Origin of the sequence: Rhodococcus sp. YH3-3 (assembly GCF_001653035.1) — a bacterium.
Classification (GTDB): domain Bacteria; phylum Actinomycetota; class Actinomycetes; order Mycobacteriales; family Mycobacteriaceae; genus Rhodococcus_F; species Rhodococcus_F qingshengii.
In genome coordinates, this window is sequence record NZ_BCWH01000002.1 from 2,113,491 (window position 1) to 2,129,890 (window position 16,400).

At 61.5% G+C, this 16,400-nt stretch carries 16 protein-coding genes; 6 read left to right on the forward strand and 10 right to left on the reverse strand.

The genetic code is table 11. The annotated features are described in order from the left end of the window. Positions 1-87 precede the first annotated feature (87 nt). Positions 88-1,449, forward strand: a complete 1,362-nt coding sequence (locus YH3_RS22850; protein WP_007733331.1) for an MFS transporter — start codon at positions 88-90, stop codon at positions 1,447-1,449. Here the strand turns inward: YH3_RS22850 and YH3_RS22855 are convergent. The 3 genes from YH3_RS22855 to YH3_RS22865 form a co-directional block, all read right to left on the reverse strand. Further along, positions 1,439-2,260, reverse strand: a complete 822-nt coding sequence (locus YH3_RS22855) for an acyl-CoA thioesterase II (protein ID WP_054826998.1) — start codon at positions 2,258-2,260, stop codon at positions 1,439-1,441. The genes YH3_RS22850 and YH3_RS22855 overlap by 11 nt on opposite strands. Positions 2,261-2,335: 75 nt before the next feature. Then, positions 2,336-3,175, reverse strand: coding sequence for an alpha/beta fold hydrolase (locus tag YH3_RS22860; protein WP_003945355.1), 840 nt, complete (start codon positions 3,173-3,175; stop codon positions 2,336-2,338). A gap of 35 nt (positions 3,176-3,210) precedes the next feature. Continuing rightward, positions 3,211-3,906, reverse strand: coding sequence for a TetR family transcriptional regulator (locus YH3_RS22865; RefSeq protein ID WP_003945327.1), 696 nt, complete (start codon positions 3,904-3,906; stop codon positions 3,211-3,213). 168 nt (positions 3,907-4,074) lie between these two features. Here YH3_RS22865 and YH3_RS22870 point away from each other — a divergent pair, with 168 nt between their 5' ends. Genes YH3_RS22870 through YH3_RS22880 form a run of 3 tightly spaced genes read left to right on the forward strand, consistent with a single transcriptional unit; the run spans position 4,075 to position 6,675 of the window. Next, entirely contained in the window at positions 4,075-5,208 is a 1,134-nt protein-coding gene (locus YH3_RS22870; RefSeq protein WP_050656813.1) for a ferredoxin reductase, read from the forward strand. Between the two features lie 35 nt (positions 5,209-5,243). Beyond that, on the forward strand, positions 5,244-6,416 hold the full coding sequence (locus YH3_RS22875) for an acyl-CoA desaturase (protein WP_003945297.1): 1,173 nt from the start codon (positions 5,244-5,246) through the stop codon (positions 6,414-6,416). 13 nt (positions 6,417-6,429) lie between these two features. Beyond that, entirely contained in the window at positions 6,430-6,675 is a 246-nt protein-coding gene (locus YH3_RS22880) for a hypothetical protein (RefSeq protein WP_003945295.1), read from the forward strand. A 154-nt stretch (positions 6,676-6,829) separates the two neighbouring features. Here the strand turns inward: YH3_RS22880 and YH3_RS36150 are convergent, their stop codons facing one another. The 4 genes from YH3_RS36150 to gdhA all read right to left on the reverse strand — a co-directional run bounded on the left by YH3_RS36150 (position 6,830) and on the right by gdhA (position 10,835). After that, the gene (locus YH3_RS36150; RefSeq protein WP_003945367.1) at positions 6,830-6,997 is read right to left on the reverse strand and encodes a hypothetical protein; all 168 of its coding nucleotides are present in this window, start codon (positions 6,995-6,997) and stop codon (positions 6,830-6,832) included. Positions 6,998-7,240: 243 nt separating this feature from the next. Then, positions 7,241-7,384 (reverse strand): hypothetical protein, encoded by a 144-nt coding sequence (locus YH3_RS36155; RefSeq protein ID WP_003945326.1) that lies wholly within the window; start codon positions 7,382-7,384, stop codon positions 7,241-7,243. A gap of 363 nt (positions 7,385-7,747) precedes the next feature. Continuing rightward, on the reverse strand, positions 7,748-9,007 hold the full coding sequence (locus tag YH3_RS22885; RefSeq protein ID WP_003945374.1) for a CdaR family transcriptional regulator: 1,260 nt from the start codon (positions 9,005-9,007) through the stop codon (positions 7,748-7,750). Between the two features lie 484 nt (positions 9,008-9,491). Continuing rightward, positions 9,492-10,835 carry an NADP-specific glutamate dehydrogenase gene (gene gdhA, locus YH3_RS22890; RefSeq protein WP_003945368.1) on the reverse strand — a complete coding sequence of 448 codons (1,344 nt, stop codon included), beginning with the start codon at positions 10,833-10,835 and terminating at the stop codon, positions 9,492-9,494. Between the two features lie 268 nt (positions 10,836-11,103). On the opposite strand from gdhA, the gene YH3_RS22895 reads away from it, so the two are divergent. Continuing rightward, positions 11,104-12,438: a DUF4185 domain-containing protein gene (locus tag YH3_RS22895; RefSeq protein WP_007733338.1), complete on the forward strand. Its 1,335-nt coding sequence runs from the start codon at positions 11,104-11,106 to the stop codon at positions 12,436-12,438. 83 nt (positions 12,439-12,521) lie between these two features. On the opposite strand, the gene YH3_RS22900 is transcribed toward YH3_RS22895, so the two are convergent. Continuing rightward, positions 12,522-14,699, reverse strand: a complete 2,178-nt coding sequence (locus tag YH3_RS22900) for a glutamine synthetase III (protein ID WP_003945365.1) — start codon at positions 14,697-14,699, stop codon at positions 12,522-12,524. 225 nt (positions 14,700-14,924) lie between these two features. Here YH3_RS22900 and YH3_RS22905 point away from each other — a divergent pair, with 225 nt between their 5' ends. Then, positions 14,925-15,194, forward strand: coding sequence for a putative quinol monooxygenase (locus YH3_RS22905; protein ID WP_238592681.1), 270 nt, complete (start codon positions 14,925-14,927; stop codon positions 15,192-15,194). A 211-nt stretch (positions 15,195-15,405) separates the two neighbouring features. Here YH3_RS22905 and YH3_RS36160 read toward each other — a convergent pair whose 3' ends face one another. Next, complete coding sequence (locus YH3_RS36160) at positions 15,406-15,558, reverse strand: hypothetical protein (protein ID WP_003945315.1); 153 nt, start codon at positions 15,556-15,558, stop codon at positions 15,406-15,408. Beyond that, positions 15,559-16,374 (reverse strand): class E sortase, encoded by an 816-nt coding sequence (locus tag YH3_RS22910; protein WP_007733340.1) that lies wholly within the window; start codon positions 16,372-16,374, stop codon positions 15,559-15,561. Positions 16,375-16,400: the final 26 nt, after the last annotated feature.

Sequence of the window (16,400 nt, forward strand, 5' to 3'; positions counted from 1 at the left end):
GCGTACTAACTCGGGTGCATAGAGCGTCTTGTATGTCGACTTCGGAGAGAGGCGCCGAGTCGCCCGCGCGCAGTTAGGCTTCGCCGTATGAGCGCCGAGTCCACGAGCACGCAGGCAGAGCCACCCGCAGGCATCGGCGGTGCGGCCACGAAGAGTCAAGTGTTCGCATGGGGGCTGTGGGATTGGGGATCGGCCGCATTCAACGCAGTGATCCTCACGTTCGTCTTCTCGGTCTATCTCACCGACGCGGTCGGTGACGACCTTCCCGGCACGATTTCGGCAACTACGTGGCTCAGCTGGGCACTCGGAATCGCCGGCTTCTTCATCGCGATTCTCGCTCCGATCACCGGACAACGTTTCGATGCGTCGGGTAAACGTAAACTCTCGCTCGCGATACTGACCGGCATCACCGTGCTCTCGATGGCGGGCCTCTACTTCGTCGAGGACAACTACCGCTATCTGTGGCTCGGATTGGTTCTGCTCGCAATCGGTTCGGTGATCTTCGAGCTTGCCGGCGTTCCCTACAACGCCATGATGCGGCAGGTGTCGACACCGGAGAATCTGGGACGAGTCTCCGGCTTCGGCTGGGCCATGGGATATTTCGGCGGAATCGTGCTGCTGTTGCTGTGCTACTTCGGGTTCATCGTCGGCGACGGTGACACTCGGGGATTCCTCGGATTGACCACCGACGGCGGCATGAACATCCGGATGGTGGCACTGCTGGCTGCAGTGTGGTTCGCGGTCTTCGCGATTCCGGTGTTCTTCAAGGTTCCCGAGTTGCCCAGCCCCGCGGTCGATCCGGGAGCGTCCAAGGCCGGGTTCCTCGACTCCTATCGGGTGTTGTGGCGCGATCTGCGCGAACTCTGGAACGTCGACAGGCGCACGATCTGGTACCTGATCGCGAGCGCACTCTTTCGTGACGGTCTGGCGGGCGTGTTCACCTTCGGGGCCGTGCTGGCTGTCAACGTCTACGGAATCAGCGCTGCCGACGTCCTACTGTTCGGTGTCGCGGCCAACGTGATTTCCGCAATCGGTGCATTGGTGGCCGGACGCTTCGACGATCGGATCGGACCGAAACAGGTCATCACCGTCTCGCTGGCGTCGATGATCGTGGTCGGCGCGATCCTGATCGCGGTGTCAGGGCCGGTGATGTTCTGGATCTTCGGTCTCGCGCTCTGCCTCTTCGTCGGGCCCGCTCAGTCGTCGGCACGAACCTTCTTGGCGCGCATCACCCCGCCTGGGCGTGAAGGTCAGATGTTCGGCCTGTATGCGACCACAGGCCGAGCAGTGTCGTTTCTGGCGCCGACACTGTTCGGCCTGTTCGCTTGGCTCTTCGGTGCAGACCGTGCCGGCATCATCGGACTGCTGGTGGTTCTCGGCGTCGGTCTTGCCGCATTGTCGATGGTGAAGGCGCCGGAAGGGGACAGTGCGCTTCCCGTCAATCCTTGAAGTAGACCAACTGGTGTGTCGTAGCGAGCAATGCGCCGTCACTGCCCCAAATTTCGGCCGACTGATCGAAGTACCCGTTGCCGAACCGTTGGGTCCGCGCGGTTCCCAGCACGGAATTGTCTGCCTGTTCGGTCAGCGTCTGAGCGTCGGCGTGGAAGTAGATGGTCATGGAGACCGTCCCAGCCGGTGCCATCTTGCCTCGGCGCAAGAAAACTCGTGGGAAGAAGACATCGCACAGTGCAGTCAGCGACGTGAAGTCGAGAGCGCGAGCCGGCCGATCGCGCACCCAGAGCGTCGTAGTCGAGTCGGGATGCTCGCCCGACTCCAGGTCGGGGATTGCACCTTCGACAAAGCGCATCTCGTAGTTCTGTGCCCAGGCGATGAACTCGGGGAACGGCAGCAGCGCAACGTCTTCGGCCGACGGAACCTCCGGCATCGTGATTTCGGTCGACGACCAGGTTTCACGCCTGGTACCGAACACTGCCGTCGCGGTAGTGGCGACGGTTCCGTCCTGAGAAAGTTCGATGGACCAGTGTTGCGTCGAGCGGTTGGTGCGCACCGGCCGGGCGGAGGTCTCGAAGGCGCCCTCGGTGATCGGACCGGCAAAGTTGACGGTCAACGACAGCGGATCGCCGAGGCGTTCGGGGTGCTTCAGTACAGATTCGAGCAACGTGGCAGCGGTGACGCCGCCGAACGGCCCGACCATGTTGTTGTACGCCGGATTGGTCTCGCCGGTCGACAAGCCGGCGGTGAGTGGCGTCAATCCGACAGCAGCGTCGAAAGGATGGGGTGGTGCAACGGTCTCGGTCATCGCAGAACTCCTGGTGATGGAATCAATTCGGCTCTATGTATGACAACATACATAGAGCCGAATTCGTCGCGGCGATCAGGATCCTGCACGTGCGAGGATCGCCTCGGCCAACTCTTCGGCTCGCTCTTCCGGAATCCAGTGACTTCCGCCGTCGAGCACGACGAACTCGTAGGGGGCGTCCACGAATTCGCCACAGCGTTCTGCGCCTGCGCGGCCGAGCGCTGTGTCGCCGGTGCTCCAGACGTACGTAGTCGGCACAGTGGTGCGATCGATGTCGCCGAAGTCGCGGGTCATCGCGCGGTACCAGTTCAAGGCGCCGGTCAGCGCGCCCTCCCCGCTCAGGACACGAATGTGCTCGTCGGCGAATTCAGGATCGATCTGGCCGTCGAACATGGCACGCAGCCGGCGAAAGTTGTCCTCCGACAACACTTCCTCGGCTTTTCCCTCCTGTCGGAGAAGTCCGATGTAGGACGAGCGTTGTTTCTGGTCCTCGTCCTCGCGGAGTGCCCAGCCGAAGGCGGTGGGGTGGGGGACCGAGATCGCGGTCAGACTGCGGATCCGGTTCGGATGGCGACCGGCGACCTGCCAGGCGACCGCCGAACCCCAGTCGTGGCCGACCAGATGCGCGTCGGACAGGCCGAGTGCGTCGAGCAATCCGACGACGTCGGCTACCAGATGCTCGATCTTGTAGGCATCCACCCCTTCGGGGCGCGCGCCGGCGGAGTAACCGCGCTGATTCGGTGCGATAACGCGGTAGCCCGCTGCGGTGAGCAGTGGTGTGACCTTGCCCCAGGATGCGGCGCTCTCCGGGAAGCCGTGCAGCGCTACCAGCGGAATGCCGTCGTCCGGGCCCGAGATCAGTACGTCGAAGGTGAGGTCGCCAACGGGGATTTCGTATGTACTCGTGGAAGACATGACTCTTACCGTACGTCGAAAAGGTGAACCCGAGGTCAGTTTCGAGGTGGATTCCAGGTGGCCATTCCGAGCATGATGACTCGCAGTTGCTTCTCGGCTCGTGTGATGACGGCGGCTTCGTCGCGATACCCGGCCGTCCCGGCGTCCAGCAGTTCGACGACAGCGCTGAACATCGTCGAGACGATCAGGTCGGCAGCCATTTCCAGATCGTCCGACGACCAGCTTTCCAGTCCGGCAATTCTGGAGAGGTCGATGGTCAGTTCGCTGACGAACAACCGCATTTCGGTGGCTATCGCACGTCGTACCTCACTGACGCCGCTGTAGCGTTCGCGGCAGAGGAAGCGAAACTGTCGCTCGTGTGTATGCACTTGTCGCACAAGGATGCCCAGTGACGTAGCGGCGTCCTTGGTGCTGGGATTACGCCTTGCGTCGCGCAGCATCTGGCGCAACATGCGCATGCTCTCTTCGACGAGGACGACACCGACGTCCTCCAGTGAAGCGAAGTGGCGGTAGAACGCCGTCGGAACGATCCCGGCTTCCCTGGCTACCTCTCGCAGGCTGATTCCGGCGAAGCCGCGATCGGCCGAGAGGTCCATGGCAGTGTCCAGGAGTGCTTGGCGTGTGCGTTCCTTCTTTGCGGCACGACTTTCCGGCTCCCTGTTGTCGGGTTCCCTGCGCTCTGGGTTCACCGGTCCGGCCTTCGTCACGACGTCGAGTGTAGGTACAGGCATTCCGGCTCCTTTCGGCAACTCGTGTAACTCGGATCACATTCTTGTTGACATGTACTTGTGTGCACCTGTCACACTATCTTCGGTGAACATTTGTACACTGAATTCACGCAGTCGGGGGAAGCTAGCCCAGCAATCGATACACCCGGCAATCGAAGTACGAGGAGGGTCATGACAATCGCATCTGCTCCTGAGAACACGACACCGAAGTCCACACCTCGGCGCGGGCTGTCCTTGGTGGGACTGATCGAAGCCATGGCCGCTCCACATCAGATCGATCGGTACCTCGAGTTGGTCAACCCGATGGCGACCGTTCGTGACATCCGCGCGCAGGTTGTCGCCGTCGACCATCCGACGGCTGACTCCGTCACTCTCACGCTGCGCCCGACTCGCCAGTGGCGCGGTTTTCAGGCGGGCCAGTTCGTGCAGTTGGGCGTGGTGATCGACGGTGTTCGTCACACTCGCTGCTACTCGCCGGCCGGGGGCGCGTCTACGCGCAGCGGGCTGATCGAGCTCACCGTCAAAGCGCATCCGGGTGGCTTGGTGTCGCAGTATCTGTACGCCAACGCAGCGCCCGGGCTCGTTGTCAGCCTCTCGCAGGCAGACGGGGTGTTCTCCCTTCCCGTCGACCGCCCGCGTCGGGTGTTGTTGATCAGTGGCGGCAGTGGAATCACCCCGGTCATGTCGATGCTTCGGACGCTGGTGGAGGAGCAGCACTCGGGCGAGATCGTGTTCGTGCATTACGCGAACACCGATGCCGACGTGGCGTACACGCGCGCGCTGAAGACCATCGCCGAGCAGAACCCGAACGTGAAACTGGTACTCGTGTACACCGAAAGCGGTGGAGGTGACCTCGAAGGTTTCTTCGATCGCGGGCACCTCGACGCGGTGGCTCCTTGGATCGCCGATCCGGACACGATCGACGCTCAGGCTTATCTCTGCGGACCTCCCGGACTGATGCGGGGAGTGCGTGAGGTGTTCCGTGAGGTCGACGTCGAGCACTTGCTCAACACCGAGGAGTTCGCGCCGGCGGTGGCCGAGCCGGGGGAGGCCGGCGGCGAGGTGTCATTCACCAAAAGTGGGGTGGCGGCCGAGAACTCCGGCGAAACACTTCTCGAACAAGCAGAAGCTGCGGGCCTCAATCCCGAGTACGGATGCCGGATGGGAATCTGCTTCTCCTGCACCTCCGTCAAGAAGGCGGGCCGTACCCGAAACGTGCGCACCGGTGAGACAGACGACGAGCCGGACAAGAAGATCCAGCTGTGCGTCAGTGCTCCCGTCGGCGACGTCACCGTCGACATCTGAAGTCCCATTTTCCACACGACTGTCTGGAGACCGACATGTTTGGACTTTCACTTCCCACCCTCCCGTTCCTCGGCAACGGTTCCGATGCGAAGGACGACGCTCCCGTCGTCCTGACGTACGAGCAGGTCGAGGAGATCGGCCGCGAGTTGGACGCATTGCGCGATCGCACCGTCGCCTCGCTCGGGGCGGAGGATCGGGAGTACATCTACAAGATCATCAAGGCTCAGCGCGGGTTCGAGGTCGCAGGTCGCGGCTTGATGTACCTCGGCTTCCTGCCTCCGGTGTGGCTCGCGGCAGTCGGTGCATTGAGCGTGTCCAAGATCCTCGACAACATGGAGATCGGCCACAACGTCATGCACGGTCAGTACGACTGGATGCGTGAACCAGGGCTCAATTCCGAAGTCTTCGAATGGGATACGGTGTGCCCGGCCGACCAGTGGCGTCACTCGCACAACTACATGCATCACACGTACACCAATATTCTCGGCAAAGACCGTGACATCGGATACGGCATCCTGCGTATCGACGACGCGCAGAAGTGGAACCCCTATTACCTCGGTAATCCGGTCTGGGCCTTCGCCTTGATGGTGCTCTTCGAGTGGGGCGTGATGATGCACGATCTCGAGATCGAGAACGTCATCCAGGGCAAACGCAAGTGGCACGACGTCAAGCCGCTCCTGAAGGGCTGGTGGAACAAGGCGGGCAAGCAGGTCCTCAAGGACTACGTCATCTTCCCGGTTCTCACGGGGCCGCTGTTCGTGACCACTCTCGCGGGGAATGTCACCGCCAACCTGGTCCGGAACGTGTGGACGTACTCGATCATCTTCTGTGGCCATTTCCCCACCGGTGTCCAGAGTTTCACCGAGGACGAGACGGCCGACGAGACTCGCGGGCAGTGGTACGTGCGTCAGATGCTCGGCAGCGCCAACATCGAGGGAAGCCCGCTCTTCCACATCATGTCCGGCAACCTCTCGCACCAGATCGAGCACCACCTGTTCCCGGACCTGCCTGCGCATCGTTATCCGGAACTCGCTCCCCAGGTGAAAGAATTGTGTGGGAAGTACGGTTTGCCGTACAACACTGGTGGGTTCTTCAAGCAGATCGGTTCGGTATGGGGCAAGATCTTCAAGCTCGCTCTTCCGCCCGGTTTGGTCAAGTCGACGACCCCTCCCGGTGTTATCGTCGAGCGCCAGCGAACTGCAGCCTGAGAGGCACACACTGATGGTCGGGAAATTCGAACGCCGCAAGGACACGGTCCAGGAACTGACCGAAAGTGCAGCCAACCACGTGGGCTCGATCGCGATGATCATCGCCGGGGCCGTTCGAGACGTGACGCGCGAGATCGGCGACTGGGTGTCCGACGGAATCGAGATGCGTGAAGCAGCGAAAAAGGCTGCAGCTGACGATCGTTCGGAGTCCGTGACCATCGAGCACGACGACAGCGATCCACCTGAAGACTGGCGTTGATTCACCGCGGCGGACGGCCTGATCGCGCAACCGCGAGCCGTCTCGCCTGAACGACCACGTTGCCCTCCGTCACAGATGACGGAGGGCAACGCGGGTTTCGTGGACTGCCTCGGCGGCCGAAGACGCGGATCGAACGCCGATCACAAGTGAGGTCCTAAGCAGCGCTGCCGAGGCTCGCCGAGTCGAAGCTGCCGAGCCCGGTGCTACCGAGACCGCTGCTACCGACTCCGCCCAGTGCGAGTGCATTGCTGCTGCCCGCGCTCAGTAGCTGGACGATGATGTTGATGACGATGGGGTCGCCGGTGAGCGGAATTGTAGGCACAGGGGGACCTGCTTTCTGTTTCGAGATGTGGTGAGAAGGTGAGCGGCGACGGGATCGTCGACGTGGTCAGGCGGGCTGTTTCAGCCACTTCCGGTGCTGCCGAGCGACACGATGGAGCCGTTGCCGAAGCCGAGTGCTCGGGAGAGTGAGCCGAAGTCGATGACCAGGCTGCCCAGGGTGTGCTGGTTTATCACGGTGGTTCCTGTCTGTGCCGCGACTGTGTGATGCGAGCGGGTAAGTCGATCAGGGAGCAGGCGTCGTGGGAGTTTCGCCGCCGCCGCCAATCGGAGAGTTGTCGGTGTAGAGGAAACTGCTGCCGGCGTTGAACATCTGTAGGACGGTGTTCAAAACGACGGCCAAAGCGCCTGTGGTTGGTGCGGCGATCATGTGCTTGCTCCTGGTTTCAGCGGTGGCGACGTGGTGGTCACCGTGGTCACCGCCATCACAGTGTCAGGCGGCTTGGAGCGGGGCCCGTGCGAGAGATTCTCTCGCACAGGGCCCGAGATTCGTCCTAGGAGACGCCGCCGCCATCCGTCGAGCCCGTGCCGGTGCTGCCCGCGTTGAAGAGCTGCAGGATGGTGTCGAAGAAGGCACCGAGGAGAGCGTTATCCTGGCCGTTGATCATGTGTTTCCCCTTAATTGTTACTGGTTTGCGCGGTGATTCGCACCACACTTTTATAGCCCGGTTCGGAGCGGAAAAGTGGGGTCCAGGCGCCACACGTGGACAGCTAATAGCGAGGATGTGAGTGTTCACATTTTCGCTGGACGATTGTCCACATCAGTGCTTGCGAAGGTCAGCGAGATCATGGCAGCGCGCAGTTTGAGCAGTTCAGAGGGCAGGGCCGGATCCAATCCGGTCAGGGTTGCGATGCGCTTGATTCGATTGTCGACGGTGTTGGTGTGCAGGCCGAGCGCCGACGCGGTGCGCTGACGATGCTGGCCGTTGGCGAGATGTATGGACAATGTCTGCAGCAGTTCCGGATTGCCGTCGAGTGGCTTGAGAAGATTGATCAAGCTGTCGCGGCCTGCGCCACCCCGAGTGAGTTGATACTCGAGCGCGAGGTCTTCCATTCGGTAGGACCGCGCCGGCAGTCTCAGGCGCCGCACGAGTTGCGCCAATTCGTGAGTGGTTGCTTGGGCGGCGGCGATATCTCGTACCGCGGCGTTCTCGGCGATTGCTGTGATCTCCACCCCGACCGTCGCGCGTGCGCGTTGGATGACCTCGCACACTGTTCCCCAGTCGGGCGTGCCCTCGATCAGCACCAGACCACGTTGCGGTGCAGGAGCTTCGAGCAGTGCCGACCCGAAGTGGGCCGCGATTTTCGATTGAGCGACGGAGAGGTCACGGTAGGCCTGTATGCGCTGGTGGTTGCCGTTGCGTGCTCCCGGGCGGATGGGCGGCAGGTTCACCAGGAGCCGCAGGACGAGATAGCGGGGTGCGAGTTCAACGCCCATCTGCAACGCAAGCTGGGTGGGATCGTCGCCGTCCAGCATGGCCTTCACGAGGGCGCCGGCGGAGTATTCCCCGAGTTGGGAACCGGCTGGAAGAGCCGAGAGATAGCTGATCGAGATGAACGAGTGAAGCCGCTGCGCAAGTGCGAACAAGAACTCGTTGAGATCCCCGAGATTGGCGGAGTCCTCGGCGTCGGCCCGGCTGAGGATGAGGGTGCGAAAAGTGCTGATGCCCTCGTTGGTCAAGTTGAGGATCGCGCTGAGTGGCACGCCTTTCAATGCTTGTTGGACGGTCATCGTGTGAATGCCGTCCAACTCTTGGTCGGTGGGAAGTTTGCGGTGATCCAATAGCTGGATCCCCACTTGGAGCCCCTGCACGATCACCGCAATCAGTTCCCGACGTACTGCCTCCGTTTGGAGGGAAGTCAACGTCGGGTTGGCACGGGACAGGTGATCTACGAGATCGCTTGCCAGTGGGATGACGTCGTTGACCGCTGTGGAGGCGGGCTTGCCTCCCAACATGAGCGGTCCCGGGTTGTTCAGCAGCGCTGGGGACATGGGTGGCCTCCTCTAGACAGGTGCGTCGCCTGGCACAGGCACCCGGAGGCTCGGCGCGTTACGAAGCGGGGTACACGCTGAGGCCTTGTTCGGGGGCATACTCGCCGCTGAAATTTGCGGATCGAATTGCGCCAGGCGTTGTGATTTCTACCACATGAACGATCGTCCAACTGTGAAATGGACAAATGTGAAGATAAGTCCATATGCCCCACGCGCTGCGGACCTAAACAATCGTCCACTTACGGTGTTTTTCGACGTCAGAGCGGAAAACGGTTTCGGAGGACACCACGAGTTCCGTCTGGGATCATTGCCGCGCCTACGGTGCTCGTCGCGGGCGATTTGCTCGGAGCAAGCTCGAGGGCCCTGGGTCCTCGCGGACCCAGGGCCCTCGAGGCCTAGGTATTGATTCGACCAGTCCGATGTACGGGAACCGGTCCAGGGTGAAATCACCCTTTTTGTACTGCTGTCTGTGGTGCGGAAATCTCTAGATGACGCCCAGTGAAATCATGGCGTCGGCCACCTTCACGAAGCCGGCAATGTTCGCGCCGTGCACGTAGTCGCCGGGCTTTCCGTACTCGGCAGCGGTGTTGATGGTGCGCTTGTGGATGCCGCGCATGATTCCGGCGAGACGCTCGTCGGTGTACTCGAAGCTCCAGGAATCACGCGAAGCATTCTGCTGCATTTCGAGAGCGGAGGTTGCAACGCCACCGGCGTTGGCCGCCTTGCCGGGTGCGAAGGCTACGTTCGCGTCACGGAAGAGCTGGATGCCACCGGGGGTGGTGGGCATGTTCGCGCCTTCGGCAACGGCCTGAACGCCGTTGGCGATCAAGGTCTTTGCGGCATCTTCGTCGAGCTCGTTCTGAGTCGCGCAGGGGAGTGCGACGTCGCACGGCACGTCCCAGATGGAACCGTCGGCGATGAACTCGGCATGCGGAACTGCGTCGGCGTACTCGCTGATGCGGCCGCGGCGAACTTCCTTGATCTCCTTGAGGAGGTCGAGATCGATGCCCTTCTTGTCCACGATGTATCCCGAGGAATCCGAGCAGGCGATCGCGACGCCGCCGAGCTGGTGGATCTTCTGGATTGCGTAGATGGCGACATTGCCGGATCCGGAGATCACGACGTTCTTGCCTTCGAGGCCTTCACCCTTCGCCTTGAGCATTTCGGCGACGAAGTACGCGACGCCGTAGCCGGTGGCCTCGGTGCGAACCTGCGATCCGCCCCAGGTGATGCCCTTGCCGGTGAGGACGCCCGACTCGTACGTGTTGGTCAGCCGCTTGTACTGACCGAACAGGTAGCCGATCTCGCGACCGCCGACGCCGATGTCGCCGGCCGGAACGTCGGTGTATTCACCGATGTGACGCTGCAGTTCGGTCATGAAGGACTGACAGAAGCGCATGACCTCTGCGTCGGAGCGGCCCTTGGGATCGAAGTCCGAGCCACCCTTGCCGCCGCCGATGGGCAGGCCGGTGAGTGAGTTCTTGAAGATCTGCTCGAAGCCGAGGAACTTCACGATGCCCAGGTTGACGCTGGGGTGGAAGCGCAGGCCGCCCTTGTAGGGGCCGAGTGCACTGTTGTACTGCACGCGGAAGCCACGGTTGACGTGAACGTTGCCCTGGTCGTCGGTCCACGGCACGCGGAAGATGATCTGGCGTTCCGGCTCGCAGAGCCGCTCGATGAGTCCGGCGTCGGCGTAGCGGGGGTGGCGTTCGAGCACTACGTGAAGAGACTCGAAGACCTCTGCGGCGGCCTGATGGAACTCGGGCTCTCCTGCATTGCGAACCAAAACCTGATCGTAAATCTGCGCTACGCGGTCACGTACGGACACCGCTCACCTACCTCGTTGTGAGAACTCTTTTACATTTCCGTTACATACTAGGCGCCTTTATTGCTGTATCGGACAACTGTCCTGTGAAGGTGAAATCGGACACAGCTGTCACTTGTGTCAGTTGAACGGGCGATTTATAACAATTTGCTCAGCTTTCACTCTCTTAACACATTCCAAATGGTTTGCTTCTGCGGTCGGGGATCACTGTGCCTGTGGTCCGAACGAGTCGAAATGATCAGAGGGGCTGCACGTGCGTAATAAACACTCCATGTCGGCGATGTTGTCGATAGGCGTCGTCACGATTGCCGCGACGATTGCCGCAGCACCGTCTGCGTCGGCGATCGGTGGACCGTGCGGTTCGGGAGGAAGTGGTTCCGCCGGATCGATGACGGGTTCGCTCGGCTCGCTGACCGGATCGCTCGGCAGTGGATCCGCCGGTACCGGCTCCCTCGCCAACGCGCTGCCTTGGATCACCGGCGCCCCCAACGGTGCTCTGCCGGTGCTGACCGGCCGGACCAAGGCGATCGAAATGGTCACTGGCCCAGGCAGTCCCAACAACACCATCGAGCGGTTCAACGTGTCGGGTACCGACCTCGGAATCATGTGGGACAACGGTCTTTCGGGGCCGGATCACGACGTGCTGATGGCATTCGGCGACACGGTGGGCGACTGCGACACCCCGGGTGACGACTGGCGCAGCAACGTATTGTTCCGCAGCAACGACACCGCCATTGCCGACGGGATGAAGATCGACAGTTCTCCTTTGGACGGCCCCAATCATTCCAAGGAGATCATTCCGGGATTCGGCATTCCGGGTGAGTTCACCACCATCCCGACCGCTGGAATCTCTTACGGTGGTGTGCAGTACATCAGATTCATGTCCGTTCGGTCGTGGGACGAACCTGGAGCCTGGACCACCAACTACTCGGCTCTGGCCTTCTCCACGGACAACGGTGAGAACTGGGAACTCGATCCGGCGACAGTTCGCGCCAATACCGAAGGACTTGGCATTCCGGGGATTCCGGCAGTATCGCCGATCAATTCCAACTTCCAGCAGAGCGCCTTCCTCGACGGTCGGGACGGCTACATTTACGAATACGGAACTCCCTCAGGTCGTTTCGGTAAGGCGATCCTGGCGCGAGTGGCCGGCGCCGACATCAGAAATCTCGGCGCCTACGAATACTGGGACGGCTCCGGTTGGAGTCCGCGAGATACCGATGCCGTTCAGGTCATCAAGGCACCGGTCAGTGAACTCGCAGTGCAGTGGAACGACTACCTGAACAAGTACGTTGCCATGTACACCAGTGCCGAGGGCAACCTGGTGATCCGTCAGGCCGACCAACCGCAAGGCCCGTGGAGTGGTACGCAGACCCTGTTGAGTGGAATCACGTTGCCCGCGTTGTACGGCGGATTCATGCACCCGTGGGCGAGCGGACAGTTCCTCGAATTCGTCGCCACCACGTGGGACCGTTACAACGTCATCTACATGCGGACCGATTTGAACGGACTCCAGATGGCGTCGTCGGATTCGCGCGATCGTCCTGACCCCGCGACCACCGGTGAGGCTCGCGTACTCGAAGTCACGATGCCGGAAGACCGCTAGCCGAGCAAGATTCGACAACTATGGCCTGCAACTCGATCGAGTTGCAGGCCATAGTTCTGTGGGTAGTGATATTCGGGTGATACTCAGAGAATGAAGAGCATTTCCTGATACGTCGGGAGTGGCCAGTGATCGTCGGCGACGATGGTTTCGAGGAAGTCGGCCGCTGCACGTACCTCTGCCATGGCGGGCAGGAGTGCGTCCTGTGCGTGCTTGGCCTGATCGAATGGCGACTCGCCGGCGTCGGTGTCGATTGCTGCGCGCAGGGCCGCGAGCGCTGTGCGCAGAGCCGCAACGGGCGCCGACACTTCTTCGAGCGGTGCTGAATCCGGTTCGAGGCCGGCAGACTTCAGTGCGACGAAGTTCTGCGCAACTTCCGTCTGGTGGCGCACTGCGGCCGGAAGAATCAGCGTCGTACCGATTTCGGCGGCCAGGCGTGCCTCGACGCCGATGCTCAGTGCGTACTGTTCGAGTCCGACCTCGTAGCGGCTGTGCATCTCCCGGTGGTTGAAGACCTTGTACTTCTCGAAGAGTTCCATCGAGGATTCGGTGATCAGTTCAGGAAGGGCGTCCAGCGTGGTGCGAAGGTTCGGCAGGCCGCGAGACTCGGCCTCGATCTGCCAGTTCTCCGAGTAACCGTCGCCGTTGAAGACAACCGCACCGTGGTTGGTGATGATCTCGGTGAGCAGATTCTGGACGGCGGTGTCGAAATCGGCGCCGTCGGCGACCGCGGCCTCAAGTTCGGTGGCCATGTAGTCCAAGGCCTCGGCCATGATCGTGTTGATGGTGACCATCGGGCCGTTGACTGTTTGCAGCGATCCTGGCGCGCGGAACTCGAAACGGTTGCCGGTGAAGGCAAATGGGCTCGTACGGTTGCGATCGCCCGGGTCGGTCGGTAGGACGGGAAGGGTATCGGCGCCGATCATCATGGTGCCCTTGTCCTTCGACGATGTCGCGGCGCCCTTGGCGATCTGCTCGAAGACGTCGGCCAGTTGATCGCCGAGGAAGATCGAAATGATGGCCGGGGGAGCCTCGTTGGCACCGAGGCGGTGATCGTTGGTTGCCGATGCGACCGACGCGCGCAGGAGGCCCGCGTATTTGTGGACGGCCCGGATGACTGCGGCGCAGAATACGAGGAACTGGGCATTGTCATGCGGATTGTCGCCGGGGACAAGCAAACTGCCGAGTTCGGAGTTGCCCAGCGAGAAGTTGACGTGCTTGCCGGAGCCGTTGACACCGTCGAACGGCTTCTCGTGGAACAGACATTCCATGCCGTGCTTCTTGGCGATTGTCTTGAAAGTGGTCATCAGCAACTGCTGGTGGTCCGCGGCGATGTTGCCTCGCTCGAACATCGGGGCGATTTCGAACTGGCCGGGCGCAACCTCGTTGTGCCGCGTCTTGGCGGGGATACCGAGTTTGAAAAGTTCCCGCTCGGTGTCCATCATGAATCCGAGCACACGTTCCGGGATCGCCCCGAAGTAGTGGTCGTCGAACTCCTGGCCCTTGGGCGGCTTTGCGCCGAAGAGTGTTCGGCCGGCGTTGAGGAGGTCGGGGCGGGCGAGGAAGAAGTGTCGATCGATCAGGAAGTACTCCTGCTCGGGTCCGCAGAACGACACGATGTGCTCGGGATCGGTATGACCGAACAACTTAAGGATTCGTTCGGCGTGGAAACCCATTGCCTGTTGTGAACGCAGCAGGGGAGTCTTGTGGTCGAGCGCTTCGCCGGTCATCGAAACGAACACGGTCGGGATACACAGTGTGTTGCCGTTGGGGTTTTCGAGAACGTAGGCCGGGCTCGTGACATCCCAGCCGGTGTATCCGCGAGCCTCGAACGTGTTGCGCAGCCCGCCGTTCGGGAAACTCGAAGCGTCGGGTTCACCTTGGATCAAGGTCTTGCCGGCGAACTCCGCCAGTGCACTGCCGTCGCCGACCGGCTCGAGGAAGCTGTCGTGCTTCTCGGCGGTCAACCCGGTAAGCGGATAGAAGACGTGGGCGTAGTGGGTTGCGCCTTTCTCCAACGCCCAGTCCTTCATCGCGGATGCGACCGCGTCGGCGACCATGGGATCGAGCGGTTTGCCTTGCTCGATCGTCGCCATCACCGATTTGTAGACAAGCTTGGGCAGTCGCTTCTGCATGACCACCTTGTTGAAGACGTTGGCTCCGAACACCTCTCCGGGTGTCTCGTCGGTCGTGAAACTGACCACCGGAGGTGTGTAGGCCTCGACGTCCTTGATCGCTTGCAAGCGAACTGCATTTCCACTCATGTGCTTACCCCTCGCCCGGGCCCAGGGCTGCGCTGCTGATTGCGAGCCCGACTTCGGCAAACCCTACGAACCTCCGGTATCGGGGGTGTTTCGTAGATATTGCGCCTGTCCGCAAACTTCGAGTCACAACGGAAATGTCGATCTGTCGGAGGTCTACGGCAGACTTCGAGCCGACGGGCTATTGCAGGACAGTCGAATCGGAGAGTCTTTGTGATCAGGGTGTTGGTGCCAACAACGGTGGAGCAGGGCGATCTCGCGGAAGTGCTTCGGTTGTACGACGAACTTGTCACCGAGACCCGAAAAGAGGTCGGCTGCATCAACTACGAGTTACTGCAGCGCACCGAAAATCCCTGCGAGCTCGTGTTGGCGGAAGAATGGGAATCTCAGGAGCACCTCGACGCCCACACCCATACCGAGCACTTCGTCAGGTTGGTTGAGGCGCTGGACAAGCTCGAGACGGCAGCGCCGGCGCAGATCTTCACGAAGGTTCTGTAGCGGCGGAGGCAGGTTTCAGTGCTCGCTAAGGCGTCGAACAAACATTCCGGAGAGCCCCGAGCGTCAACGAGGCGACCCGTTCCGACACACGCGGAAACTGGTTTGCATCGACACGCCAGAATCATCGTAGATCCGTCGAGTCCGATGTAGGACAGCACCTTCGGGCTCCAGCCGGGCGTTGTGCAGGTGTCGGCCGACCTGCACGGGCGCTCTATACGGTGACGTCGGAGTAGGGCATATGCTCTGACACCCAAGGAAATACGAATTCCATGAGTAGCAGCACCACCGCGACCACGAGAACGATCGCCAGCAGGGCCTTCACTGGTCGGGGGCCGGGGAGCGCTCCCCAGAGGTATCCGTACATTCATTGCTCCTGGAATGCCGCGGGAATGGTGCCCGAAGTCTTCGAGATTGTTTCGACGAGAACCGCGTGGACGATCAAGCGTTCGCTGTTCGAGTAGAGCGGATGGCACGTGGTCAGTGTCAACATACTTTCCAGCGTGGCGTCGGGCTCGGCCCAAGGGCTTCCGGGCAGCGGGTTGACGACCGCAACATCCCCGGGCACGGTGATGCGCCGCCCGAGGAGATGGACGTAGTCGCCTTCGGAAACACGATCGGCTTGCTCGGGATTCAAGCAGGCTTTCGCCGCAGCGCGACGTTCGGGCGAGGCCTGGTCGAGTGGGAGCAACCGGTACGTCATCCATTGGAACTCGGTCTCCACGACGACGGCATCGCATGCATCGAGTCGATCCAGGTGCTGGAAGACTGCGCCGGAACCATTGCGGTGCCCGGCGAGCGCGAAGTTTCCGGCTTCGCCGGGCATCTGCGAGTCCGGGTAGTGGCCGGGGCCGGCCCGCAGGTCCTCGTTGCGTGTGCCCTCGACGATTGCGTACGCGGCGCCGAGTGTGGGGAAATGCACGCGCGCGAATCCCTCGCCGAGCACAGGGATCAGCGGGGACACCGGCTGACCATCGATCACTCCTGAGGCTTCGGGGACTTCGGCCCAGGATTCCTCCAGACTGTTGTTGAGCTCGTCCTGCAGCCGCCCCGAGACGATATTGGTCCAGAACGCCTCATAGATGACGAACAGCAGGATGACGACCCCGGCCGTGAGGAGCAGTTCGCCGATCACCTGGCCTGCGCCCGGCCGACGACGCCCTGAAACTTCGGTATCGCTCACGGACCGGGGTCTCCTCTCCACAGATC

Coding starts and splice junctions, on each gene's coding strand:
- YH3_RS36160 (WP_003945315.1), bottom strand. CDS start 15,558: ATGTACGGATACCTCTGGGGAGCGCTCCCCGGCCCCCGACCAGTGAAG.
- YH3_RS22860 (WP_003945355.1), bottom strand. CDS start 3,175: ATGTCTTCCACGAGTACATACGAAATCCCCGTTGGCGACCTCACCTTC.
- YH3_RS22875 (WP_003945297.1), top strand. CDS start 5,244: ATGTTTGGACTTTCACTTCCCACCCTCCCGTTCCTCGGCAACGGTTCC.
- YH3_RS22865 (WP_003945327.1), bottom strand. CDS start 3,906: ATGCCTGTACCTACACTCGACGTCGTGACGAAGGCCGGACCGGTGAAC.
- YH3_RS22850 (WP_007733331.1), top strand. CDS start 88: ATGAGCGCCGAGTCCACGAGCACGCAGGCAGAGCCACCCGCAGGCATC.
- YH3_RS22880 (WP_003945295.1), top strand. CDS start 6,430: ATGGTCGGGAAATTCGAACGCCGCAAGGACACGGTCCAGGAACTGACC.
- YH3_RS22885 (WP_003945374.1), bottom strand. CDS start 9,007: ATGTCCCCAGCGCTGCTGAACAACCCGGGACCGCTCATGTTGGGAGGC.
- YH3_RS36155 (WP_003945326.1), bottom strand. CDS start 7,384: ATGATCGCCGCACCAACCACAGGCGCTTTGGCCGTCGTTTTGAACACC.
- YH3_RS22895 (WP_007733338.1), top strand. CDS start 11,104: ATGTCGGCGATGTTGTCGATAGGCGTCGTCACGATTGCCGCGACGATT.
- YH3_RS22870 (WP_050656813.1), top strand. CDS start 4,075: ATGACAATCGCATCTGCTCCTGAGAACACGACACCGAAGTCCACACCT.
- YH3_RS22900 (WP_003945365.1), bottom strand. CDS start 14,699: ATGAGTGGAAATGCAGTTCGCTTGCAAGCGATCAAGGACGTCGAGGCC.
- YH3_RS22855 (WP_054826998.1), bottom strand. CDS start 2,260: ATGACCGAGACCGTTGCACCACCCCATCCTTTCGACGCTGCTGTCGGA.